We start from the raw sequence: 24,685 nt of genomic DNA on the forward strand, positions 1-24,685 counted from the left end.
ATGCATAGTTAATAGTAAAATCTATTTAATTTATGTTCTTAAAGTGACCAATATAAGGATTTTTTTTCAAAATAATAAACCGACTCGATTATGAAATTCAGGTCTTTAATTCTTACTTTACATATAGTTATTCTAATCACTAGTAATCAACTGATTGCTCAAAATAGCAACAGTATAAATATTACTCCAAAATTGGCATTAAATGCTTATTTAGAAACGTATTATGGTTATGATTTTGCTCAACCAGAAAATAATCGACGTCCCACTGTTTTGTATAATTTCACTGATCACAATAAAATTAACATCAATACAGGAATTATTGGTATTGATTATCGTGGAACTTATTTTCGATCTACACTTTCTTTCATTGGTGGGACTTATGCAAATGAAAATTTAGCAGGTGAACCTAAGTTTTTCAATCATGTTTACGAAGCCAAATTTGGAGTTAAATTACTAAAAAACCATGCTTTATGGTTTGACTTCGGAATTATGGAATCCAATATTGGTTTTGAGAATGTGAGAAGCAATGAATGTTTTACTTTAACCAGAAGTTTAATGGCTGAGGGTTCTCCATATTATTTGACCGCAGCAAAATTAGGATATACCACAAAGAATAAAAAATGGGAAATGGAATTGCTTTTCTCAAACGGTTGGCAACAAATGGTAAATGGCTTCCCTTCTGTCGGACACACACTAAAATATAAACCAAAAGATGACTGGTTAATCAATAGCAGTTCATTTATTGGAAGAGTTAAATTGCCTGGAATTGTGCCCATTTTAACAAGAGAAGAATTTAGAATTTTCCATAATCTTTATGCGAAATATGAAAATAATAAATACGGTTTTATAGCAGGATTCGACTTTGGAATAGATCAACTGGTAGAAAACCGCGATGATGTTGGAAGCTGGATGAGTACGACAGCTGTTTTCAAGTATAAATTCAATAAAAGATGGTCAAGCGCAGTAAGGGCAGAATATTTCCTAGACCCAAGCAATAGCGTTGCGAAAATTGATAATATCTATGGATTTGAAAATTTTGGAACTTCGTTGAATATAGACTATCAAATAGGCGGAGCGATTTTACTGAGAGTTGAAGGACGAATGTTAGCCGGAAAAGAAGCGTATTATATGATGAATGATTTACCTTCGAAGAGTAATTTTTATTTGGGTGGCGCGGTTGTGATTAGTATGTGGAAACAATAATTATTTTACGTATTGTAGAGACGCTCTGCCGTACGTCTCTACAATACGTAAAATAAAATACAATCTAAATTATCCACCTTTTTTCTATGCATACATAAAAACATTTATTAGTTTAGCGTATGGAAAACAATGAAATCAAAGCGGCATTGAGTGAAATGCTCAACATCCGCTACCCTATCATAATTGCGCCTATGTTTTTGGTATCCAATACCAAAATGATAATCGCTGGTGTTAAAGCTGGTGCTACAGCTGCTGTTCCTGCGATGAATTACAGAACTACTGACGAACTCAGGGTTGCTATTCGAGAAATCAAAGAAAAAGCTGGAGGTCCATTTGGAATCAATTTGATTGTCAACAAAAGTAACTTTACTTATAAGGAGCAATTGGCTGTCATTTGTGAGGAGAAAGTTGATTTCATCATTACAAGTTTAGGTTCTCCTGAAGAAACGATAAATCAAGCGCATAAACATGGAATCAAAGTTTTCTGTGATGTTACCAATCTAAAGTTCGCTAAGAAAGTGGAATCTTTGGGTGCTGATGCTGTTATAGCCGTTAACAAAGAAGCTGGTGGTCACGCTGGTAATATTTCGATTAAGGATTTAGTTCCAGAATTGAAAAAACATTGTAAAATTCCAGTAATTTCTGCTGGTGGTGTTGGAAATGGCTACGAAATGAAAGATGTTATGGAATTAGGTGCTGATGGTTGTTCTATCGGATCTATTTTTATTGCCACGGATGAATCTGATGTAAGTCAGGAATACAAACAAGCTTGTGTCGATTATGGAAAAGATGATATCGTAATGACAACAAAACTTTCTGGAACACCTTGTACCGTTATCAAAACTCCTTATGTTGAGAAAATCGGTACAGACCAAAATTGGCTAGAAAGGGTTTTAAATAAGAATAAAAGTCTAAAGAAATGGTTTAAAGCCTTTACTTTCTTACGTGGAATGAAAAGATTGCAAAAAGCTGCGTTTAGTGCGACATATAAGACACTTTGGTGCGCCGGACCAACAATTGAAGACGTGAAATCTATTCGTCCAATTAAAGAAATTATTGATCAACTTGTAGCAGAATACCATGAAGAAAAATAAGATTTCACTAAGCAAAATGCGTCGCTTGTTGTGGTTAATGGGAATGTTTAAAATTCCTATGATTGCTTTTGTCAGACCAAAGTTGATGTTGTTGGATGAGAACAGTTCTCAAATCAGAATCAAACTCAAAAGACGCACAAAAAATCATTTAAAGTCAATGTACTTTGGAAGTTTAGCTGTCGGAGCAGATATGGCCGCTGGATTACATGCTTTTTACTTTGCAGAAGAATCCGGTGTTAAAGTTTCATTTGCCTTCAAAGCTGTAAAAGCGGAGTTCTTGAAACGCGCAATGTCAGATGTTTACTTTAATTCTGATGAAGGTCAGATTGTTAAAAAAGCTTTTGATGAAGCAATGTCGACAAAAGAAAGAGTGAATAAATGGATTAAGGTTGAGGCGAAGAATACGGACAACGAGATTGTTGCGGTTTTTGATATGGAGATTTCGGTGAAGGTGCGGTAGGGGCGGTTTGCAGTAAGGGCGATTTGCAAATCGACCCTACTGCAAACAATCCCCAAACATTTCCTATTTTCGCAACAAATTACAAGAATCATGATTAAATTTCAAGGAACAGCCGACTACATAGCTTCACACGATTTGTCAGTAGCTGTAAATGCTGCAATTACATTAGAAAAGCCATTATTGATTAAAGGAGAACCAGGAACGGGGAAAACTTTATTGGCGCACGAGATTGCTAAAGCATTGGATAAGCCACTTTATACTTGGCACATTAAATCTACCACAACTGCTCAACAAGGTCTTTACGAGTACGATGCAGTCTCTCGTTTACGTGATTCTCAATTGGGGAATGACAAAGTGGATAACATCGCTAATTACATCAACAAAGGGAAATTATGGCAAGCTTTTGAAGCAGATGAAAAGGTTGTTTTATTGATTGATGAAATTGATAAAGCCGATATTGAATTTCCAAACGACTTATTGCTCGAACTCGATAAAATGCAGTTCTTCTGTTATGAAACGGGAGAAGAAGTTATCGCCAAGCACCGACCAATAATTATTATCACTTCCAATAATGAAAAGGAGTTACCGGATGCTTTCTTGCGTCGATGCTTCTTCCACTACATTTCTTTTCCTGACCGTGAAACGCTGAAAGAAATTGTAGCGGTTCATTATCCTGATTTAGAAGAACAATTGGTTGAAAGCGCGATGAAATTGTTTTATGAAATCCGAAATCAACGCAACATCAAGAAAAAACCTTCTACAAGTGAATTAATCGATTGGATTAAGCTTTTATTGGTTGGAAAAATCAATGCACAAGAGCTAGATGATGTTATGGAAGGAAAAAGTGCAACTCCATTTTTAGGTGCTTTGCTAAAGAATGAGCACGACAAAGCCATGATTCGCTAAAACCCAAAGACTATGTTTTTAGACTTTTTCTTATTGCTTAAGGCAAAAGGTATTCCTGTTACTTTACGTGAATATTTGGATTTATTGGCTGCTTTAGATGCTAACGTTGCTGAATATAATGTGGATGATTTCTATTTTCTTTCTAGAACAGTTTTGGTGAAAAATGAAGAACATTTAGATTTGTACGATCAAATATTCGGTGTTTATTTTAAAGGAATTGAACAAATTCAATCGTCAGATATTTTAAACATTCCAGATGAATGGTTACGCAAGAATGGCGAACGTTTATTCTCTCGTGAAGAATTGGAAAAGATTAAAAGTCAAGGTGATTTAGAGAGTCTATTGGATAGAATGGCGGAGCTTCTAAAAGAACAAAAAGAGCGTCACCAAGGTGGAAATAAATGGATTGGAACTGGTGGAACTTCTCCTTTCGGTGCTTACGGCTATAATCCTGAAGGTGTTCGTATTGGACAAGATAAAAGTAGACACAGAAAAGCAGTAAAAGTTTGGGATAAACGCAGCTTTAAAGACTTGAGTCAAGATGAGGAACTGGACACCCGAAACATGAAAATGGCGCTTCGTAAGTTGCGCATTTTAAGTCGTGAAGGAAGAACGGAAGAAATTGATTTAGGCAAAACAATTAAAAGCACCGCCAAAAACAGTGGAATGTTAGAAATCGAAATGGTTCCTTCTAAAAAGAATGTGGTAAAAGTGCTACTACTCTTTGATATTGGTGGTTCCATGGATGATCACATTGCTTTGTGTTCACAATTATTCTCTGCCGCGAAGTATGAATTTAAGCATCTAGAATTTTTCTATTTTCACAACTGCCTTTACGAAAACGTGTGGAAACAAAATGAACGCCGTTGGGATGATAAAACACCCACAGAAACCATTTTCAACACATTTAATGAAGATTACCGTGTTGTTTTCGTTGGAGATGCCTCTATGTCGCCTTATGAGATCTTTTCACGCATGGGAAGTGTTGAACATTACAATGACGAAGCAGGTCAAGTTTGGTTGCAGCGAATGATAGCACAATTTCCCTATTTTGTTTGGCTGAATCCAGTCGCAAAATCTGAATGGAAATATACGGAGTCTATTGGTATGATTCAAAAGATTATGAAAGACAGAATGTTTCCGTTGACGATTAAAGGGATTGAGGAAGCAGTGGATGTTTTGAAGAGGAAAAAAAAGTGACGCGGAGTTTTCGCAGAGGAGCTGAGTTCCGCAGAGCTGTTGGGACGCAGAGAGCACCTGCGGCATTTGGTATTTTTTCACAGAGATTCACGGAGGTTTTTTACAGAGGCCCACAGAGAAGGAAAAAGAAGGAATTCAATACCCAACCGTGTTAAACATTAATAATTAAACCTTAATAATTACTCTTTTTTCTTTCCGAACTTTGCGTGTCCTTTGCGCCCTCCGCGGTTAAAACATTAATAAGCTCCCGAATATCTACGTATTACCCACTCCGTGGTAAACAACGCCACAATAACCAACATCAGCCAAACATAATCAATTAACTTGTGGTAAGTGCTCGACTCATAAGCCACTGGAACGATGTCTTCTCGTTGATTAATATCATCTAAAATCGCTTGGTAATCGGCTAACATTGCAAATTTTCCTTGACCATTTTCCGCCATTTGTTTTAACAATTGGTGATTGGCTTTCGTGGTTTGTTTTTCTAATGCCAAATCCTTCACGCCAAATGTTCCCTCTTTGGCGAATGTTGATCCATTGTATGTCGTTGAAGCTTTCCAAGAATACCTTCCAGCGGATAATTGACCTAAATCTAAGCTGTATTCTTTGTCTAATGGCAGAAACGAGTATTCAAATTTTTCTCCGTTGGGTTTACTTAATTCTAAATCGATTGTTGGATCAGTAATCGCTTCATAACTTTCATTGTAAAACGATGCTTTGATGATCAAATCTTCTGTACTGCTCACCAATGAAGGCAATTGAATTCTTAATCTTGATGTATTTTCTTTTAGAATCAGGTATTGAACCGTTTTGTGAACGATTTCATTGAAATGTTCTTGATTTTGATTGGTTTGATAATCTGCTAATCTCCAACTCCAAAGTCCACTTCCATAAGTAACTGCAAACTTTTTGTCTTGCTTTCCTCCAAAAAAGAACAAAGGATCTGATTTCTTTATCGCTCCTAATCTTTGAAATGCAAGAATTGAAGCGGTGTTCGCATAATTTACATTGCCATAATGTGCATTCAACGGAGGAAAATTATCCATCATTTTTCTCGTTTCTGGAGATAATTTGAATAAACTGAAGCCTTGATTGTAAGCTGCGCCAAAATTATCAGCTGAGCCTGTTGTGTTAATATTTGCAGACAATTGAAGTTTGCCTATATCAAGTCGAGAGGTTTGGGTTGTAATAATGTACCAAGCCGGAATTTGCTCCGCTGTAATTTGGTCAAATGCTTTTTGATTTTTTGAAACTCCAGGATTATGCCAAATAATTAAATCAAAAGGAGAATAATCTGTAGGTAATTCATTCGCTGTAACAGTTTTTACTTCTAAGTTGTTTTCAGTAATCAATGCACTTTTTATTGCTCCAACGTCCGGATTTAAAGCTTCTGCGATGATTAAGACATTGCTTCTGTCGTCTAAAACCTCAACATAAAACGTCTTTTCGTTATTATCAAGGTTAAATTCATTGGCTATTGAACTAATAGTTACAGTATATTCATGAACTCCAATTGATTTTGCATCTAAAAGAAAGTCTGCTTTTACTAAACTGTATTCACTTTCTTGGTGTTTAAGCGACTTTGAAGCAATTACTTTTCCATCTTCTTTTAGTTGTAATTCAAAAGATGTAGATGGAGTTTTATTTCCTTCGATACTTATTTCAACTGGAAATTTATTGTCTAAAAATGCAATTTCATTGGCAACTATACCTTTTACAAGATGATCAACTTTTTGAATTGTGTCTCCTACACTTAATGTATAAACTGGAGTCTTCTTAAATTTCTCTGCAACTAAAAGTGGTGTTGAACCAGCGTTAAAATTCCCATCTGAAAGTAAAACAATTGCTCCTATATTTCTACCGTAGTAATTATCATAAGCTTTATTAAGGACATTACTTAGATTCGTTTCCGAATTATTAAAAACCAATGAATCAACACTTTCTAAATCATTATATAAAGTAAATATTGAATGATTATAATCAGAATTAAAACTAGAATTAGCCGTATTTAAAAATGCTTTTGTTTGGTTTTTGACTTCTGCACTGTCAGAATAATTCAGCATTGATTCAGAATCATCAACTATCGTAATTATGAGTGGTTGATCGATTTCGCTATCCATTCCTTTAATCAGAATTCCCAATAAAAGAACCCCCAAAAGGAATAATCCTAAACTGCGCAAACTGATTAAAAGAAAACGTTTGAAGTTAGAAATCTCTTTAACCCAAGATTTTTTTCTGTACAATAAAAGTGATAAAGCAACCGCCACAACTGCCCATGGGAGAAGCGTCCACATTGGTATGTCGCTAAATAATTCTGTCATTTTATAGATTAATGCTGGCTTACTTCTTTACCAGCCAAATAAGCTGACAAATACTTAAAATCGTAGGTTAACTTTCCATCTTTTGATGTTTGAGAACCTCTTTCAATAATACTGTGTGGATCTTCACCAAAAAGAGCTGGAAAAACACCTTTTATCAACTCATTACCAAAGTCTTTTGAAGCATCTTTAGGTAATTCACAAGGCAAATTATCAACCGCCATTACAGCAATTGCATTTTGATTTTCGAAATCAACTTCTTCTTCTGTCTCAGGATCATATCCATAAATAGGGTCTGCAATTGTGCTTGGACGAATTGTAGAAGCAACTGGGCCATCAATATCGCATGAAATGTCTGCAATCACAGAAACACGAATGTCTTTACTTTTGAGGTCTTCACGGGTTACTAAAAACGGTGAGCTGTTTTCCCAATAATGACAAGCAATGTATAAATCTGCTTCTTTTAAATAACGCGGGAATGTTGAGTGATGACCAGAACCATCTTCGAAATAAACATCTCTGTCAAATTCTTTTCCGTCATTTCGTGCAACATAATCTGCTGTTCCCAAATGCGTAAAAACGGGTTCATCAAAAGAGTCTTCCAAAAACTCTTCCGGCGTAACTTCTGATATCGGTAATTTATTGATCACTTCTAAAGCGCCATGTCCTACTCTACCAAATCCTGTAATGACTATTTTAGTGTCCTTTAGTAATTTAACTTTTAATAATTCACTTTCCATTTCTTTACGATCTGCGCACTGATGAGCAGGTTTTAAGTTGTAAAGTGAATGTTTAAGTCCGTATGTTCTAAAACCGTTATAACAACCAACAATTCCAGCATAACGACCAAATCCAATAATTCTTTTATCGGTTTTGTCGGTTAATACTTCGTAATCTGTTAATTGAATTCTTTTATCAATAATCGCCCTTAATAAATCTCTGTTGTAAGGTTGCTCCTTAAATGTATGAGAAAAGAAGAAGAACTGTTTGTTGGGAATTAAGTCTTCGATATTGACTTCTTTAACGCCCATTATGATATCACAATCTTCCAAAGAGTCTACAAGTGGAACGCCCAAATCAGAATATTCGCTGTCTTTAAAAGCCCTTACAGAACTTCTTTGTACAACTAATTCAACATTTGGATACTCTTCCATAACGCGAAGACACTGTTCTGGAGATAGAGGGACACGTGCGTCTGATGGAACTTTCCCCTCTTTTATGATACCAATTTTTGTTGTCATTATAATGTGTTTTTACAAAAATAACAGAATAAAACGACTTTAGGATTTGGATTACATGAAAACTATATGCTGTCTTTTCCGAATTGATAAAAGACTTTATATCTCTTTGTATATGAAGGCTGTATTCTGATTATTTAAACTAATTTTCAATACTATTCTTTTGGTAGGAGCTCTTAAATAAAATTACTCATCCATTTCAGCCTCCTTAACCTTCTCGCGTAAGACTTTATCTTTTGTTGTTAAATTCCCAAATTTGTAAGACAATGTCAGATATAATCGACGTGTTGTCCATTTGTAATCTGTTTTTTGTACTACATCTCCATCGTTTATTTCAAAGTAGAATCCCATTTGATCAAATATATCAGAAACCCGCACTCCTAAAACTAATTTCTTGTCCATTAAAGTACGCGTAAAGCCTACATCAATTCCTGGATTTCTTTGATAGAATCCTTGAACTGTGTAACGTGGTGCAATGTATTGCGCATTCACTTGAATTGCGGTTGTGTTATCGAAGAATGAAAATGTTGAATTCAATTTTGCATCCCAACTAACGCCTTTGTTGCTCAGTTGTGTTCCTCCTACGTTTGCTGATATACGGCTTTCGTAAGCATTTACAGAAATCATATTTCTCCACCAACTAAAAGGTGAATATGTTCCGATTAATTCTACTCCATAGTCATAGCTTTCGTCAACGTTTGCGAAAGTTGTTACACTTAGCCCACTTTCGTAAAACTGACGAATACGTTGAATTCTATCAACTGTTTCTTTAAAGTATAATGTGCTTGTTAAACTTACTTTCTTCCACATTTTCTCATATCCTAATTCATAAGAATTGATGTATTCTGGTCTGATTTCCGGATTTCCTCTCATTAAATTTAAAGGATCACTATAAGTTGGAAAAGGATTTAGTTCTCTTGATCCTGGACGGTTAATTCTGCGGCTATAACTAGCAAAAAGCTCTCCCTTATCTTTTCCTCCATAAACTACGTGCACTGATGGAAAAAAGCTGAAGTAATCGTTTTTGAAAGATTCATTTGTGGTGAGTAAACGAGGTTCTGTAAACGCTTGTTCTAACCTCACTCCTGCTTGGTATTTCAATTTTTTAGTGACTTGGTGACCAAATATTCCATAGGCTGAAAATATGTCTTCGTTAAACTGAAGTTCATTATTTACGTTTGGATCTGGAATTACGCCACCCGTTAACGTGTCATAATATTCAAGAAAGTTGGATTCATTTTGTCTATTTACGATTGCTTGAAGTCCTGTCTCATACTTCATTTTATCGTTTATGTTCCTTACTAAATCTGCTGTTAAAGTAAATTTGCTGTTGTAATCTTCACGAATTTGATTCTGGAATCTGTAATTATTTGCGGCTGGCGTTCCATCTGGATTAAAATAATATTCCTCAAACTCTCCTATCGAACTTTCATCTCCAATAGATTGCGTTGCTGCGAGTATTAAATTTCCTTTTTTGTCATTAAAATCTAATTTATAATTGGCATTCAAATCTATTGAATTACGATTTCTTGGATCATAAACTTCACGGTCCCAATATTGATAAAGTTCGTCATTATAATACAACTCATTGGTTTGTTTTCCATTTCTAATTCTGTCTGTATAGGTTCCAGATGCAGAAATTCCGATTACTTGATTCTCTTTAATAAAGAAATCTGCACCAACTTTTCCAGTATGCGATTCTCTAAAGTCAGTTCCTAATCGTTTTTGATTTAAAAATTCAATTGTATCTCCAATTCTTGATGTTCTTTCATTAAAGTTATTTCTAAATCCTTCTCGGTAACGGTATGAATAATTCGTGTAGAAATTCATTTTTTCGTTTCTGATATTGAATCCAACTGATGCACTGTATAGGTTTTCACTTGCTGCTGATAATTGCACGTTGGTATTGATTCCACGCAATTTTTTCTTTTTCAAAACGATATTGATGATTCCAGCTGTTCCCTCAGGATTGTATTTTGCAGATGGATTGGTTACCAATTCTATGCGCTCTATTGCACTTGCTGGAATTCCGTCTAATGCTCCATCTCCACTCGATAATGCACTTTGTCGGCCATCGATTAGAATTGTTACGCTTCCACTACCTCTTAAGGAAACATTTCCATCATTGTCTACTTCAACGGATGGAATATTGTTTAAAACCTCGGTCAATCCACCGCCAACAGCAGTCATGTCTTCACTAACATTGTAAGTTCTTTTGTCAATACTTGACTCCATTAAAGAAGTTTCTCCTTTAATGACAACTTCTTCAAATTCTTGACTTTTTAAAGAAATCATGGTAATCGTTCCTAGGTTTTCTTTTTGATTTGGCTTCGTTATATTGATGCCTTTAAGAGTCAAATCTTCAAATCCAAAAAAGGACAGAATTGCATAATAATTTCCTTGAGGTACATCGCTCATCGCTATTTTACCTGATGCAGCGGAATATTCACCTGACACAACTGATGAGTCTTTTGGTGAGAACAAACGAAAGTTTGCATATTCGATGGGATCATTATTTTCATCCATAACCCGCAAGGAAATTTGCCCTTGTGAAAATGTTGTAAATCCAATAAGTACTAAAGATAAACTGAGTAAAATACGCATAGAAAAAAATTGAGCTACGAAATTATAAAATTGCATTCGGATTATTGTTTAAATTAACGTTATAGTAACGTCTGTGTGAGAACAGATGAAATGAAGAGTTGTTTATTGTTCTCTAAACTTATTCAGTAAATGATTCAAAGTGTTTACTTCAACCTCGGTTAAATTTTTATCGAAATAATTATCTTCAAATTGAACATCTAGTTGCGATAGGGTTTCAAGTCCTAGGTCAGTGATTTCAATATTCACTATTCTTCGGTCCTCATTGCTTCGGGCTCTTTTCACAAAGTCTTTTATAATTAACTTATCAATTAATCGCGTTGTATTAGGTGATTTTTCAACCATTCTATTTTTAACAGTCTTAATACTGAGTTCTGTTTTTGCTCCACGCAGAATTCTTAAAATATTGAATTGTGCTAATGTTAAATCAAAAGCTTCTAACTGATTGTTGTAATAAACCCCAATGTAATTAGATGTATATCTAATATTGATAATTGCTTTGTGGTGTTCATCTTTAAAATTAGCGGTTATAATCTCCTCAATTTTCTTCATATTCTGCAAATATAAATACCTTGGTAACATATTCAAAATTAAATGCTTTTATTGAATCATTCTAAATTAGAGTTTTATGAATTGAGATTTTAATTAAAAGTTAAACACGACTTCTAAAAATTAATAATTAGTTTTAAAAAATGGGAAAACATAAACTGCTCTATTGGATCGTTCAACTTATCGCTTGGGGATTTTTATGCGGTATTATTGGAATAGCAGCTGTTATTCAAGGTGAATTTAACTTCCAAACGGGGCTCAAGTTGCTTGAGTTGTATATTTTACTGATTCTTTTCTCGAACAGTATTCGTTGGGTTTTTATTCGAAGAAATTGGCTTAACTTCAAGTTGGCTCCTTTAATCCCTAGAGTAATGACGTTTTCTTTACTTCTTTCAGCCTTGTTAATGTTGATTACCAATCTAACTAACGTTGCTTTTTATGATGAAAATTGGCTTACATTTTCTGAGTTTTTAGTCAATACCCTACTCTACTCCTTGTTTTTAATCATGTGGAGTGCTGTTTACCTGACTTATCATTTGCTTCAAAAATCCCGACTTCAAGAAATTAATAATTTGAAATTGCAAGCCAGTCAAACGCAAAACGAGTTAAAGACTTTAAGAGATCAGCTGAACCCTCACTTTTTATTCAATTCTTTAAACAGCATTCGTGCATTAATAGAAATTGAGCCGAATACTGCAAAATCAGCAATTACGACACTCTCTAGTTTATTGCGAAATTCATTATTGTTGGGTAAAAAATCTTTTATAAGTCTGCAGGAAGAAATGCAACTTGTTGAAGAATACTTAAAACTAGAGAAGATCCGTTACGAAGAGAGATTAAGTTATACACTTGAAAATAAAATTAAAAACACAATTCATATTCCTCCATTTTTAGTTCAAAGTATGGTTGAAAACGCTATTAAACATGGAATTTCAAAAAAAGTTAAAGGTGGTGAGATCTATGTGATTATTAGTTTTGATAAGGACAATCTCATCATGGAAGTAATCAACGACGGAAAATATAATGAGAATCAAAATTCCGGAATAGGTATTAAAAACACCAAAAGAAGATTAGAAATTATTTATGGACAATCAGCAGGATTTGAAATAAATAACAAGGAAAACAAAGTCCATTCTTATATTTGGATTAATAAAGTCAAATTAATAGAAACAAATTATGAAAGCAATAATAATTGACGATGAACGATTGGCCCGCCAGGAATTAAAACACTTGTTGGAGGCTCACAAAGACACTATCACTGTTATTGGAGAAGCTACTAATGGGAAAGAAGGAATTGCATTAATTAAAGAATTATCACCGGATTTGGTTTTTCTAGACATTCAAATGCCTGAAATGAATGGTTTTGAAATGTTGAAACAGCTGGAGGAAATTCCTAAAGTTATTTTCGTTACGGCTTATGATGACCATGCTTTAGATGCTTTTAAAGTTAATGCTTTGGATTATCTCCTAAAACCAGTTGAACCTGAGTTATTGAAGGGAACAATAGAGAAATTAGTGAATCATAGCGAAGAAGATTTCTTTTCATCTGATGAAAATCATCGGTCGGAGAGAAAACTCACAATTCAAGACCATATTTTTCTTAAAGATGGTGAAAAGTGCTTTTTCCCAGAATTGAAAGATGTCCGTTACTTCGAGAGTCAAGGCAATTATGTTCGTGTCTTCTTTAACAATGAACGTCCGATGATTTTAAGAAGTTTGAATGCTTTACAAGATAGATTATCTACAGAAGACTTTTTTAGGGCCAATAGAAAATATTTAATTAACATTCATCACATAGAAAGTATCGAAAACTGGTTCAATGGAGGATTAAAAGTGAAACTTTCAGATGATATCGAAATTGAAGTCTCTAGGCGACAAACAATAAGGTTCAAGGACATCATGATGTTGTAGTTGAAAAATTATTTTAACAAATTATAAGTATAAATTATCATTTCATTGTGATTTTTGAAATGTAAAATGTAATTTTGCTAATAATATTGAGAGAAACAATTTAAACATGACAAATATTTTTATCGCCAACCTAGATTTTGGTATAACTTCTGATGACCTTAGGGCTACTTTTTCGCAATTTGGTGAAGTTACTTACGCACATGTGGTTTATGACAATAAAACAAAAAAGTCAAAAGGCTTTGGTTACATTGAGATGGAAGACCTTTCACAAGCAAATACTGCTATCAATTCTTTGAATGGAATGGATGTGAACGGAAGAGTTTTAGATGTGAAACTAGCTACTCCAAAAGAAAAGCGTCCACAAACTATCGATAATCCAAAGCCGAAAGAAACTTTTGCCCCGAAAACCTCAAGAGAAACGAGAAAACCTAGAGAGCCTAGAGAGCCGAGAGAAGTTAGAGAGCCAAGAGCTCCTCGTCCACCTAGAGAAGATAACGTGGAAAGAAAAGAAGTTAAGGAAGTTAAGACCGTTGAAAAAAGGGTGATGAGACCAAGGAGAAAAAAGAAAGAAGATTAATAACTCTGCCTGACTCCTAAATCAGATCTATTTTCATCTTTTATCCAACAAACTGAGTATTCTTTAAATGCTTTGGGTTTAACCTCACATCGACAAGCTCAGTACAGATGTGGTTAATAATTAATTGTAAATTAGATTCCTCTTTTACGAACATCCCTATTTACTGTGCACTCGAATATATTTCTTGAAAAGACTAAGTTTCTATGCGGGCAGAAAGCCCAGCTCAAATCAGCAGGATACAGCGCGTCCTGCTGAATAAGTAATATAATCCAGCACCCTGAAAAAGCAAATTATTTTTTTTTAGTCAAAACCATCTAAAATTAATAAAGTAATGATTTTGCTAATCTTTGACGACTAGATCTTAAAAACAGAACACTAATTATCTTACACGAGGATTTAGCGCACCAAAATATAATTGGTTCTATATGATTTTGTGTGGGTAAATTTAAAATCTATGGTTTTAATTGAAGCCAAACGATTCTTAATTTGGTTCTACTTTTATTTAAATGGAAATTTTCTTTTACAATACAATTGGCTTAATTTGATAAATCCCTGTTATTTAAGTATTTATTATTCAAAATCCCAGAGGGACGACATGTTAATAGGGATGGGCTAAAGCCCTTCCGTCAAACGAAACAATCCGAAACAAAACCCCACAAAATCGACCTAATTGCATGCAATTAGGTCGATTTTGTGGGGTTTTGTATTATATCTATTTGTTTTAAACCAAGGACTTACGTCCTTGGCTATTAATATGCCGTCCCGATGGGACTAACCAACTGGAATAGAGACTATCATATGCTTGCTTGTGAAAATGAAATGATAATTTTGATAAATACTTTAAAATACAACTCGTGTAGGTTACAGTTGAATTCGTAGTAGAACTATTAATCTTTCGAAGGATTAAAATTGATTACGCACAGTATTTCATAAAGAGCCATAAAATTATCCCGGATACTGCGTGTTTATTAAAAGGAATACCATTTAAAAGATGAGTTAAAAATCAGATTCTAAGCTAAACCAAGCGCTACTTAAACAAATCTGGATGTAAGAATTTATAATGCTCCAGCTTATCCTGAATATAAACTATTAAATCATAGTCTGAGGCTGTTTTAAGAAAATGCTCGTCAATATTTAAGAAGTTTATAAAAGCAGTAAACTGTTCTTCTTCCAAATAAACAACATCATAAGAAACATAAGTACGCAAAAGTTCTTTTACAACATTCGTCATGTTGTCTTTGTGCTCCATTTCAGCAACGAGTCGCTTGGACTGCGCTTTGTCACTAAACCTTTCGTATAATGCTGTAATCGGACTCTTAAAAATATCTATTCCTGTTACTGTTCTTGTTTCTCTCTGACTCAATGCTTCACGTTCTTCCTTAATTTTCTCTAAAGATTTAATCGGATATACCTGAATTTCTTTAAAGTTCTGAATATTTGGACTTAAATAAATGATTGTGTCAATCGAACATTTGTTTTGAGCAGGAATATCAATAAATTTCTTCCCATAACCTTTTACAGAGAATGCAATCTTATCTCCAGGTCGTACATAAACAGAAAATTCGCCATTTGGTCTACCAAATACACCTTGTTGTGTGGTTACATTAATAACCATCAAGTTGTAAAAACTTTGCACCATTGCAGTATCACGGACAGATCCTTTTAAATAGATTTCTTCACATTGACCTTGAACCATTGTCCAACTCGCTAATGCTAAACCGAAAGTGAGTACTGTTTTTTTCATGCTGGTAAATATATTGAAAAAATGTTGTTCTTTGCTGATGTTACATTTGTAACCTTGTTAAAAGAATACAAAATCCAAATGTTTACTTTTGTAATTAACTATAAAGTCTGAGAAAATTCAACTATATACATTTGTAACTTAAACTCAAATTCACATGGATAAACGATGTTTACAATTGTAACATTTATTCATTTTGTTTAGCCATAAAACTTACGTAAATTTGCACTCTTAAATTTATAGAATGAAACGTGTAGTAGTAGGATTATCTGGAGGTGTAGATTCAAGTGTAGCGGCCTATCTGTTGAAGGAACAGGGTTATGATGTTATTGGTTTATTCATGAAGAACTGGCATGATGAGTCTGTTACGCTTTCTGATGAATGTCCGTGGATTGATGATGCAAATGATGCTTTACTTGTAGCCAATAAACTCGGAATCCCTTTTCAGGTGATTGATTTGAGTAAGGAATACAAGGAACGTATTGTTGAGTATATGTTTGATGAATATGCGTCCGGACGTACTCCTAACCCAGATGTTTTGTGTAACCGTGAAATCAAGTTCGATGTTTTTATGGAACGCGCGCTTGAATTGGGTGTTGATTACGTAGCTACTGGACATTATTGCAGACGCAAAGACAATCCGGATGGTAGTGTTAGTTTGTTGGCTGGACTGGACCGCAATAAGGATCAGTCTTATTTTCTATGTCAGTTAAACCAAGATCAGTTGAGTAAAGCACTTTTCCCTGTTGGTGATTTGCAAAAAGATGAAGTAAGAAGGATAGCGAAAGAACAAGATTTAATTACTGCTGATAAAAAGGACTCTCAAGGTCTTTGTTTTATTGGTAAAGTCAGTCTTCCAGAGTTTTTACAGCAGCAACTTAAAGTAATGAAAGGTAAAGTTATTGAAGTACCTGAAAGTTTGCCTGTTCTAACCAAATTCCATGAAATTCCTCGTGATTTTGATCATATTGAAGAGCTAGTTGCTCCTATTCATTTTAAGGAGGAAGACGGAATTGTAGTTGCAGAGCATCAAGGAGCTCACTTTTACACGATTGGACAGAGAAAAGGTTTGGCAATTGGCGGTAGACCAAATCCGTCGTTTGTACTTGAAGTTAATACTACAAATAACCTGATTTTCAGTGGACAAAATGATACTCATCTTGGTTTGAATAAACCTGCTTTAAAAATTGATAATGAGTCTATTATTTATGCTAATCTAAATAATGAGTTTAATATCAATAAGGTCACAGATGTAATGGTTAGAATTCGTTATCGTCAGTCATTACAAAAAGCGAAAGTTTTACGTAAAAATGACTTTACTTATGTTTTGTTTGATGAATTACAGCGCGGCATAACGCCAGGACAGTTTTGTGCTTTTTATGACAATAACGACGAATTATTGGGTTCTGGAGTAATTAGTGTTTAGGAACTGTCTCTTCAAATGTACCATCATCATAAAAAACTAGGATTTTTGTAATCTTGCGTTGACTATCTAGGTCGGGTTCTCTATTTTCGACAGGCTTCTCGCGCGACACACCCTTATATTCGCCAGGTTCTTCTTCATGAATGGTTTGAATTGGGGCATTCACTTCAGTGGTAACGTTTCGTTCTTCTTTAACTTCTATTTCTTCCGTCGATCCACTTATTTTACCTATTCTCTTCCCTGTTACCAGCCAATCTGCGTTTACTTTAGGAAAAGTTACCAAGATCTTTTGAATAAAATCTATACTGGGTTTATTACGTCCAGCCAATACATGTGAAATACTAGAACGCTGAACTCCAATTTCATCTGCAAAAGATGCGTTGGTCATTCCGTTCATTTTTATTACCATTTGTAATCTTTCGCTTATCGACATATACATTTGTTTATTGTAAAAGTAACATTTTTTAATCTAAGAGTTACATAAGTGAATATATTATTTTTGAATAGGTTTACTTTTGTAACCTTGGATAAATTCCAGATAGTTACTTTTGTAAACAGTATTTACATCATTATCCAAGTCGATAAAGATGTATTCGCTAGTATTCCCTGTGTATTGACGATGAAAAAAATTAAAAACCAATAGAGTTGATTACAATTGGTTATTCCCTGTTGTTAATGGTAGACTTCAGAATAATATTCTAAACGACTAACCAGTTAATATCTTTGTGGAATGACAGTCAATTTGGGAGTCTCTCGGGTACAGTGTTGCTCAATCTCTGCTAGAACAACACTTTCCCCGACCTATAGATCTTAAAACTTATCATTTCAGAATGCAACTACTGAGAAGCTCTCCTACCTCTGGCGGAATCCCTTCTTTTATTTCATAAAACGTGATTTTACGTTTTATGTTAAGTACATTCTAATGTTAATTTCTAGGTTTTTTTAACTGAGTAATTTCAAAATTCCATTAAAGTCAGGGTAGAACTTTGTTATTAAACTAAGGAATTGATTCACTCCTTCACTCCTATTAAAAATAGCGTTGTGAAAATATAACTAAACTATTTAGGGAACCTAAAAATTCTCTTTGGACTTCTTTTACTCAGATAATTAATGTGATCGTGATATATATTCTGATTTTGATACTAATTTATGGATTGAGTACCTAATACTGGGAAGGTAAATTAAGTAAGTTATGTTGTTTATGCTGGTTTTGTTGGTTCTTCAGCTACTAAAGTTTAGCTACCGTGTCTACTGTGCCTATTGTGTCAACGCTTAGTTACGCTGGCTGAGCGGAGTCGAAACCAGACAGTTCAACAAAAAAAGAGGAGCCATAACTCCTCTTTGATTAAATAAAACAACGTTAAACTATAAACTATTGAACAAAAGCATATTGCAATTAGTTTTTTGAGAATCCACAAGTAAATAGATCATCATGTTCAATTTTTTGTGATGGATATTTTCTTACAACATCCATTAATTGGGCTACTTCAAATATCGTTAACTTACTTTCAATTCCTTGATTATGGTGCTTTGTTAATTGCTCTTTGGCAATATTCAAACGATTAAGTGCTATTACATATCGATTCATCATATCTTTCTGATTAAAATAACTTCTCCTTGTTACGCGCAATTAATCAAGAGGTTACAATTTTCGAAATATAATTGACATATTTAAATTATTTTATGAATAATTCATTCAATTAACTGGAACTGAATTACTGAATAATAGACTAGTAAGGGTTGTATTTGTTTTTTACATTTTTATTCGACTTCTCATTACTTTCTGACCCTAAGAGCATTCCAAGTATTAAAATAAGGATGTAAAATGGAAATAAAATGACTTTAAATACTCTCTTTATTATGAACTTATACCCTCTTCTGGACTTTACTTTTGACTTAATGTTTGAATTTGTTTTTGACTTTACCTCTACTCTAGAATTGACTTTTGTTTTATGGATTAAAGTTTTTGACTTTATTCTAAAACGAAATTTAGATTTAGATTTTTCTTTTGATTTTTTTGGTCCTTCATCTCCTTGATCTAGTTTGAAGAATCTATTCGCCCGACTCATCAATATTTCAGCAAGTCCATATTCCCTAATGTTTGTCAAAGAATATTCTTTATAGCTTAATAAAAACTGAAACATAACTGTCTTTAACTGAATAAGTAATGAAATACTTAACTCGGTAGCTTCTTGCTTAATCTGAATTGCCTCTTCCCTGAGTTCTTCTATTGCAATTCTGTTCTCCTGTGAAATCGTTATGTACATGACTATAATTGTTGTTCGGTACAAATATCTTGAAGTTCACTGTAACTTTTGGAGCAATTAAGCGGTATACATATATTAAGTGAATTCATTAAACTTAATTAAGCAGATTAAGCTGTAGATTAAGTTAAGTTTTTCTATTTTTGCTAATTCATGAGACTTGCTGGCACATATCACCCCATTCCTTATCTTATAGAAAGGATAACTGAGTTTCTGCCCGGAGTCACGGTCACATCTGCTATTTGGGTAGATTTTGACAAGCAAATTTACACTACAAATGACGCTAACTCACTGAATGACTACCTAAAAGTTAAGGCGCAAAACATCAGAAATACAAAGCTTAATTCAGAATGGTCTAATCAATCAGAGCCATTTTCAGAGATAAAGAAGTCGAAAAACCAGCTGACTTTCGAAGATGAAGACGCTATGAATGTACTAAAACTGTACTTCCCTTCTCCTGTTGATGATTTTAAAGACTTAATCTTAATTGCTTTTCCGCAAAATGTCTTTCTTAAAAGTTTGAATGCTAAATTCAAAGGAATTAGTACGCAAGAGAAACATATTCTAAGTAATATTCTAAGTTCTATTTTCTCTGCTGAACACAAAAGGGTAATTGAAGAAAGAGAGTTTCTTTCTAGTGTGGAATATATTAATCGCAAAAAAGACGCACGAATTAAGCAATTGACTGATGATTTAAAATCTACTGAACAATTATACAGTTCTTCGATTCGTAATATTATCAACGATTTTAAAAATAAACTGGAAAAGCAACTCAACAAGACATTTGTGATTAACAATCATGTAATTTATAAATTAGCCAAAGAGCGATTGACAATTGAAAATATAGAATTGGCGATTAAAAATGCGGTTTACCTAGCTTATAACTTGAGCGTTTCGGAAGACTCTATTCAAATTACAGTGGATCACATTCAATTGGATAAATTGCAACAAATCAAAAATAAACCTGCTTCTGCAACAATCGTAAATGATGGCAGAACCGCTACTCTGCTTGACAAATATGAAGAAGCTGCAATTCGTGCTTCTGCATTTGGTATGGTCATCAACGGTAAGAATGTTGCCGCTCAATTGGATCCACCAGTTACTCCGCCTGCCATTACAGATGCGATTAAAAAGAAGAAAACGAAAATCGCCTATTTACTTCAGCAATATCCAGAAAAATGGTCAAACATTCGAAAAGAAATTCGACCAATTTCAATTCTAGATCAGTCAATTAACTCGATAAGTAACGCTTCTTAGAAACACCTGGATAAATTCTTGTTGAAAAGTCGGGACAACTCTTTAACTCATAAATCCATTATTTTCAATGCTATTGATATATTCGTATGAAATCATTAGTTCATGAAAAATACATTCTTAGTTCTCTCTTTATTGATGGGTTTTCAATTTCATTTATTAGCTCAAATCGAAGCTGGAATTGAGCTCAAAGAAATCATGTCAGGAAATTCTTTTATCGGTCACCAACCTTTTGATATAAAATGGTCTGTTGATGGTAATTCAATTTTTTATTCAAAAGATACCGATTCAACAGATTACGCTCAGATTTATGAATATTCCTTAAAGTCGAAAGAGACCACATTGATTGGATTAGACCAACGAAATGGTTTGAATTATTACGCTAACTCTTCTTTATTACTTAATAATAATGAATTGTATTATTTCGATTCAAAATCAAAGCAGAGAATTTCAGTTATTGATTCCCGAGATCAGAAAAGCGAATTACAACATGTAAATAATAATCAGAAAGTCTACTTCAGACAAAATAACAACCTCTTCTCCTACGCTTATTCTACTGGAAAATTGAAACAAGTCACCAATTTTGAAATGAAGTCAAAAAATAATGAAGAAAAAAATGACTACTATTCAAAAGAAGAATCTGTTTTGTTTGATTATTACAAAGATCAACAGAAGCTAAAAAATTTACCTAAAAAAGAAGATTTCGCTATTTCATTAAATGATAAAAATCTAAACTCAATTCAAATCTCCCCTAATGAAGAGTTTATAGTTTACAGAACTTCAGATAAATCAAAAGATAAATTCACAAAAGTTCCACATTATATTGCCAAAGATGGATACACACAAATAGAAAATGCCCGTGCAAAAGTAGGAACAAAAACACTGACTGATATAGAATTAAATATTTACAACATCAGTAAAGACAGCATTTATAGACTAGATTTTAGTTTTTTAAATGGAATTCGTAAGCGTCCTGCTTATCAAAATGAATATGGATTTACTGGCGAGCTTGAAAATGACAAAATCTTAGTCATTCATGAAGTTGACTTTTCAAAGTCGGGTAATTTTGCTTTGATTTCCATAAAAAGTCAAGACAATAAAGACCGGTGGTTAGCAATTTATGATTTTAAAGCAAAAAAACTAAAAGAGATTGAACATCAGCACAATGAAGCTTGGATTGGTGGACCAGGAATTTCAGGCTGGAATTTCATTAAAGGAAATATGGGTTGGATAAATGAGTATCAAGTTTACTTTCAAAGTGAGGAATCTGGTTACAGTCATCTTTACCTTTATGATATGAAATCCAATTCAACAAAGGCATTGACAAGTGGTGATTTTGAAATTCATAATGTAGAATTAAGTAAATCTAGAAAGCATCTTTTCATTACAGCTAATAAAACACATCCTGGAAATAGAGATTTTTATAAGTTGGATATTTCCACCAAAGAATTAACTCCACTTCTTTCAAAAGATGGAAATCATGAGGTGACTTTAAGTCCAGATGAAAAGTGGATGGCCGTCCGTTATTCTTACAAGAATAAACCTTGGGAAGTATACATCGCTCCATTGAAAGAAAATGCTGTATTAACTCAAATTACCACTTCAACAAAAGATTCATTTAAAAACACTAAATGGATTGAACCTGAGTTAATAACATTCACATCAAAAGACGGAAAAAATATTAATGCTAGAGTATATAAACCAGCCGAATCTAATGGAAATAAAGCTGCTGTAATCTTCGTTCATGGCGCTGGATATTTGCAGAACGCACACAATTGGTGGAGCTCTTATTATCGTGAATATATGTTCCATAATCTGCTCGTTGAAAAAGGATATACAGTTTTAGATATTGATTATCGTGCAAGTGAAGGTTATGGTAGAGAACACAGAACCGACATTTACAGGGAGATGGGAGGATTAGATTTAAGTGATAACATAGATGGACGTTCTTACCTTATTAAAGAACATGGAATTGATCCAGAAAAAGTAGGGATTTACGGTGGATCTTATGGTGGATTCATCACTTTGATGGCATTGCTGAAGCATCCAGGTGTTTTTGCTTGTGGTGGTGCCTTGCGCTCTGTTACGGATTGGGCACATTATAATCACGAATATACATCCAACATTCTAAATACACCTGAATTAGATTCAATGGCTTATCGAAAAAGCAGTCCAATTTATTATGCAGATGGACTTCAAGATCGTTTGATTTTATTTCATGGAATGATAGATGACAATGTTCAATATCAAGATGTAATTAGATTAAACCAACGCTTTATTGAATTAGGTAAAACAAATTGGAATTTAGTGAGTTACCCATTCGAAAGACATAGTTTTAAATCAACAAGTTCTTGGACAGACGAATACAGTAGGTTACTTAAAATGTTTGATGAGGAGTTGTTGGGTAAATAGTCAAATAATTAAAAACGAAGTAAAACAAAGACATTATTTAGGTGTTATCCAATTGATATGTCTGAATCAATAAATAAGCATTATCTTTGAATTGTAAAATAGAATAGTAAGATGAAAGAGTTTGATATCCCAGAGTTTTACCGCTCTCCTATTATATCCAAAGTTAAAAATCTGCGCAAAGTTGCAGATCCTAGAAAAAAAGACTTTACCCCTACGATATTGGACTTCGGTCCAGTTCGTTTCCATATAGCGCGCCATTTTGGATTTTGTTATGGTGTAGAGAATGCAATTGAAATTTCATATAAAGCAATTGTAGAAAATAGAGGGAAACGTATCTTCTTGTTGAGTCAGATGATTCACAATCCTAATGTTAATGCCGATTTACTTGACAACGGAATTCAGTTCTTACAAGATACAGAAGGAAATGAATTGATCAGTTTTGATGAATTGAAACCCGAAGATGTTGTAATTATCCCTGCGTTTGGAGCTCCAATTGAAACCATTGTTCGACTTGAAAATAAAGGTGTTGATGTGAAAGCATACAATACAACCTGTCCATTTGTGGAGAAAGTTTGGAACCGATCAAAAAGTTTAGGAGAAACAGAACACAGTATTATTATTCACGGAAAACACAACCATGAAGAAACAAGAGCTACTTTTTCCCATAGTTCGGCCAGCTCCCCTTCTGTTGTTGTTCGTGATATTGGAGATGCTGTTTATTTGATGGAAATCGTGTTGGGGAATAAGCCAAAAGAAGATTTTTATACTTATTTCAAAGATAAACATACTGTAGGATTTGATGTTGACAAACATTTAGACAAACTAGGTGTCGTGAATCAAACAACAATGTTGGCAACAGAGACCCAAGAAATTGCAGATTTTGTTAAAGACACGATGATTCATAAATACGGGGAGGATAAAATCAAGAATCATTTTGCAGACACCCGCGATACTTTGTGTTATGCGACCAATGACAATCAAAGATCTACCTATGCATTAATGGAGTCAAATGCTGATTTAGCGATTATTGTAGGCGGTTATAATAGTTCAAACACAACACATTTAGTTGAATTATTAGAAGAAAAATATCCAAGCTACTTTATCAATACAGAGGAAGATATTAAAAGTGAAACAGAAATTAAACACTTCAACATTCATTCAAAAGAAGTTGAAACTTCACATGAATACCTTCCAAAAAAAGATGTTTTAGATATCGTTCTTACTTCTGGAGCATCTTGTCCAGACGCTGTCGTGGATCGTGTTCTGCATCAAGTACTATCGTATTTCAGTGATACAAAGTCAATTGAAGAAGTGATTTCAGCATCAGCAAAGAATATTTAAATATTTTTAGAATATTGCTTGCAGACTGAAATGTAATTACTACTTTTGCGGCGGGGTAAGTCATGTACGACTAGCTCCTTCTGAACCCCCCAGGACGGGAACGTAGCAAGGGTAAGAAGTTGTAGCAGTGCGATGCATTAAGCTTACCCCACTTTTTTTTCCTCTCCACCACCATTTCCAAAATCTTCTCGCT

20 protein-coding genes and 1 other RNA gene are annotated in these 24,685 nt (G+C 34.0%); 13 read left to right on the forward strand and 8 right to left on the reverse strand.

Annotation, left to right across the window (positions count from 1 at the left end; all coding sequences use genetic code 11):
• Positions 1-90 precede the first annotated feature (90 nt).
• The 5 genes from ERX46_RS04270 (at position 91) to ERX46_RS04290 (ending at position 4,863) form a co-directional block, all read left to right on the forward strand.
• Positions 91-1,203, forward strand: coding sequence for an outer membrane beta-barrel protein (locus ERX46_RS04270; RefSeq protein WP_130092606.1), 1,113 nt, complete (start codon positions 91-93; stop codon positions 1,201-1,203).
• 119 nt (positions 1,204-1,322) lie between these two features.
• Positions 1,323-2,297, forward strand: coding sequence for an NAD(P)H-dependent flavin oxidoreductase (locus tag ERX46_RS04275; protein ID WP_130092607.1), 975 nt, complete (start codon positions 1,323-1,325; stop codon positions 2,295-2,297).
• Positions 2,284-2,757, forward strand: coding sequence for a DUF4442 domain-containing protein (locus ERX46_RS04280; protein WP_207214119.1), 474 nt, complete (start codon positions 2,284-2,286; stop codon positions 2,755-2,757). Before ERX46_RS04275 ends, ERX46_RS04280 begins: the two co-directional genes overlap by 14 nt.
• Before the next feature lie 90 nt (positions 2,758-2,847).
• Positions 2,848-3,663, forward strand: a complete 816-nt coding sequence (locus tag ERX46_RS04285) for an AAA family ATPase (RefSeq protein WP_242494532.1) — start codon at positions 2,848-2,850, stop codon at positions 3,661-3,663.
• Between the two features lie 12 nt (positions 3,664-3,675).
• Positions 3,676-4,863 carry a vWA domain-containing protein gene (locus ERX46_RS04290; RefSeq protein WP_130092608.1) on the forward strand — a complete coding sequence of 396 codons (1,188 nt, stop codon included), beginning with the start codon at positions 3,676-3,678 and terminating at the stop codon, positions 4,861-4,863.
• Between the two features lie 236 nt (positions 4,864-5,099).
• Here ERX46_RS04290 and ERX46_RS04295 read toward each other — a convergent pair whose 3' ends face one another.
• From ERX46_RS04295 to ERX46_RS04310, 4 genes are all read right to left on the reverse strand, one after another.
• The gene (locus tag ERX46_RS04295; RefSeq protein WP_130092609.1) at positions 5,100-7,184 is read right to left on the reverse strand and encodes a vWA domain-containing protein; all 2,085 of its coding nucleotides are present in this window, start codon (positions 7,182-7,184) and stop codon (positions 5,100-5,102) included.
• An 8-nt stretch (positions 7,185-7,192) separates the two neighbouring features.
• Positions 7,193-8,422: an NAD(P)-dependent oxidoreductase gene (locus tag ERX46_RS04300; protein ID WP_130092610.1), complete on the reverse strand. Its 1,230-nt coding sequence runs from the start codon at positions 8,420-8,422 to the stop codon at positions 7,193-7,195.
• Positions 8,423-8,605: 183 nt separating this feature from the next.
• A complete protein-coding gene (locus ERX46_RS04305; protein WP_165366147.1) occupies positions 8,606-11,023 on the reverse strand; it encodes a TonB-dependent receptor in 2,418 nt (805 codons plus the stop codon).
• 102 nt (positions 11,024-11,125) lie between these two features.
• Positions 11,126-11,572, reverse strand: coding sequence for a MarR family winged helix-turn-helix transcriptional regulator (locus ERX46_RS04310; protein ID WP_130092612.1), 447 nt, complete (start codon positions 11,570-11,572; stop codon positions 11,126-11,128).
• A gap of 140 nt (positions 11,573-11,712) precedes the next feature.
• Here ERX46_RS04310 and ERX46_RS04315 point away from each other — a divergent pair, with 140 nt between their 5' ends.
• From ERX46_RS04315 to ERX46_RS04325, 3 genes are all read left to right on the forward strand, one after another.
• A complete protein-coding gene (locus tag ERX46_RS04315) occupies positions 11,713-12,765 on the forward strand; it encodes a sensor histidine kinase (RefSeq protein WP_130092613.1) in 1,053 nt (350 codons plus the stop codon).
• On the forward strand, positions 12,746-13,480 hold the full coding sequence (locus ERX46_RS04320) for a LytR/AlgR family response regulator transcription factor (protein ID WP_130092614.1): 735 nt from the start codon (positions 12,746-12,748) through the stop codon (positions 13,478-13,480). Before ERX46_RS04315 ends, ERX46_RS04320 begins: the two co-directional genes overlap by 20 nt.
• 106 nt (positions 13,481-13,586) lie before the next feature.
• Positions 13,587-14,057: an RNA recognition motif domain-containing protein gene (locus ERX46_RS04325; protein WP_130092615.1), complete on the forward strand. Its 471-nt coding sequence runs from the start codon at positions 13,587-13,589 to the stop codon at positions 14,055-14,057.
• Positions 14,058-15,084: 1,027 nt separating this feature from the next.
• On the opposite strand, the gene ERX46_RS04330 is transcribed toward ERX46_RS04325, so the two are convergent.
• Positions 15,085-15,801, reverse strand: coding sequence for a hypothetical protein (locus tag ERX46_RS04330; RefSeq protein WP_130092616.1), 717 nt, complete (start codon positions 15,799-15,801; stop codon positions 15,085-15,087).
• 241 nt (positions 15,802-16,042) lie between these two features.
• Between ERX46_RS04330 and mnmA the strand changes: the two genes are divergently transcribed.
• On the forward strand, positions 16,043-17,224 hold the full coding sequence (gene mnmA, locus ERX46_RS04335; RefSeq protein WP_130092617.1) for a tRNA 2-thiouridine(34) synthase MnmA: 1,182 nt from the start codon (positions 16,043-16,045) through the stop codon (positions 17,222-17,224).
• Here the strand turns inward: mnmA and ERX46_RS04340 are convergent.
• The 3 genes from ERX46_RS04340 to ERX46_RS04350 all read right to left on the reverse strand — a co-directional run bounded on the left by ERX46_RS04340 (position 17,214) and on the right by ERX46_RS04350 (position 19,488).
• A complete protein-coding gene (locus ERX46_RS04340; protein WP_165366148.1) occupies positions 17,214-17,654 on the reverse strand; it encodes a helix-turn-helix domain-containing protein in 441 nt (146 codons plus the stop codon). The genes mnmA and ERX46_RS04340 overlap by 11 nt on opposite strands.
• A 963-nt stretch (positions 17,655-18,617) precedes the next feature.
• Positions 18,618-18,812: a hypothetical protein gene (locus tag ERX46_RS04345; protein WP_130092619.1), complete on the reverse strand. Its 195-nt coding sequence runs from the start codon at positions 18,810-18,812 to the stop codon at positions 18,618-18,620.
• Positions 18,813-18,951: 139 nt separating this feature from the next.
• A complete protein-coding gene (locus tag ERX46_RS04350; protein ID WP_130092620.1) occupies positions 18,952-19,488 on the reverse strand; it encodes a hypothetical protein in 537 nt (178 codons plus the stop codon).
• Positions 19,489-19,638: 150 nt separating this feature from the next.
• On the opposite strand from ERX46_RS04350, the gene ERX46_RS04355 reads away from it, so the two are divergent.
• The 4 genes from ERX46_RS04355 to ffs all read left to right on the forward strand — a co-directional run bounded on the left by ERX46_RS04355 (position 19,639) and on the right by ffs (position 24,638).
• Entirely contained in the window at positions 19,639-20,742 is a 1,104-nt protein-coding gene (locus tag ERX46_RS04355) for a hypothetical protein (RefSeq protein ID WP_130092621.1), read from the forward strand.
• 102 nt (positions 20,743-20,844) lie between these two features.
• A complete protein-coding gene (locus ERX46_RS04360) occupies positions 20,845-23,151 on the forward strand; it encodes a S9 family peptidase (protein WP_130092622.1) in 2,307 nt (768 codons plus the stop codon).
• A 111-nt stretch (positions 23,152-23,262) separates the two neighbouring features.
• Entirely contained in the window at positions 23,263-24,492 is a 1,230-nt protein-coding gene (locus ERX46_RS04365) for a 4-hydroxy-3-methylbut-2-enyl diphosphate reductase (RefSeq protein ID WP_130092623.1), read from the forward strand.
• A gap of 53 nt (positions 24,493-24,545) precedes the next feature.
• Positions 24,546-24,638: signal recognition particle sRNA small type (ffs, locus tag ERX46_RS04370), an RNA gene on the forward strand.
• Positions 24,639-24,685 lie beyond the last annotated feature (47 nt).

The organism is Brumimicrobium glaciale (genome assembly GCF_004152935.1).
GTDB lineage: Bacteria > Bacteroidota > Bacteroidia > Flavobacteriales_D > Crocinitomicaceae > Brumimicrobium > Brumimicrobium glaciale.

Bases quoted from the DNA above. Each gene is read 5' to 3' on its own strand.
- ERX46_RS04365 (WP_130092623.1), top strand. From the start codon at position 23,263: ATGAAAGAGTTTGATATCCCAGAGTTTTACCGCTCTCCTATTATATCC.
- ERX46_RS04275 (WP_130092607.1), top strand. From the start codon at position 1,323: ATGGAAAACAATGAAATCAAAGCGGCATTGAGTGAAATGCTCAACATC.
- ERX46_RS04270 (WP_130092606.1), top strand. From the start codon at position 91: ATGAAATTCAGGTCTTTAATTCTTACTTTACATATAGTTATTCTAATC.
- ERX46_RS04295 (WP_130092609.1), bottom strand. From the start codon at position 7,184: ATGACAGAATTATTTAGCGACATACCAATGTGGACGCTTCTCCCATGG.
- ERX46_RS04315 (WP_130092613.1), top strand. From the start codon at position 11,713: ATGGGAAAACATAAACTGCTCTATTGGATCGTTCAACTTATCGCTTGG.
- ERX46_RS04320 (WP_130092614.1), top strand. From the start codon at position 12,746: ATGAAAGCAATAATAATTGACGATGAACGATTGGCCCGCCAGGAATTA.
- ERX46_RS04305 (WP_165366147.1), bottom strand. From the start codon at position 11,023: ATGCGTATTTTACTCAGTTTATCTTTAGTACTTATTGGATTTACAACA.
- ERX46_RS04355 (WP_130092621.1), top strand. From the start codon at position 19,639: ATGAGACTTGCTGGCACATATCACCCCATTCCTTATCTTATAGAAAGG.
- ERX46_RS04340 (WP_165366148.1), bottom strand. From the start codon at position 17,654: ATGTCGATAAGCGAAAGATTACAAATGGTAATAAAAATGAACGGAATG.
- ERX46_RS04290 (WP_130092608.1), top strand. From the start codon at position 3,676: ATGTTTTTAGACTTTTTCTTATTGCTTAAGGCAAAAGGTATTCCTGTT.
- ERX46_RS04345 (WP_130092619.1), bottom strand. From the start codon at position 18,812: ATGATGAATCGATATGTAATAGCACTTAATCGTTTGAATATTGCCAAA.
- ERX46_RS04360 (WP_130092622.1), top strand. From the start codon at position 20,845: ATGAAAAATACATTCTTAGTTCTCTCTTTATTGATGGGTTTTCAATTT.
- ERX46_RS04325 (WP_130092615.1), top strand. From the start codon at position 13,587: ATGACAAATATTTTTATCGCCAACCTAGATTTTGGTATAACTTCTGAT.
- ERX46_RS04300 (WP_130092610.1), bottom strand. From the start codon at position 8,422: ATGACAACAAAAATTGGTATCATAAAAGAGGGGAAAGTTCCATCAGAC.
- ERX46_RS04285 (WP_242494532.1), top strand. From the start codon at position 2,848: ATGATTAAATTTCAAGGAACAGCCGACTACATAGCTTCACACGATTTG.
- ERX46_RS04280 (WP_207214119.1), top strand. From the start codon at position 2,284: ATGAAGAAAAATAAGATTTCACTAAGCAAAATGCGTCGCTTGTTGTGG.
- ERX46_RS04330 (WP_130092616.1), bottom strand. From the start codon at position 15,801: ATGAAAAAAACAGTACTCACTTTCGGTTTAGCATTAGCGAGTTGGACA.
- mnmA (WP_130092617.1), top strand. From the start codon at position 16,043: ATGAAACGTGTAGTAGTAGGATTATCTGGAGGTGTAGATTCAAGTGTA.
- ERX46_RS04350 (WP_130092620.1), bottom strand. From the start codon at position 19,488: ATGTACATAACGATTTCACAGGAGAACAGAATTGCAATAGAAGAACTC.
- ERX46_RS04310 (WP_130092612.1), bottom strand. From the start codon at position 11,572: ATGAAGAAAATTGAGGAGATTATAACCGCTAATTTTAAAGATGAACAC.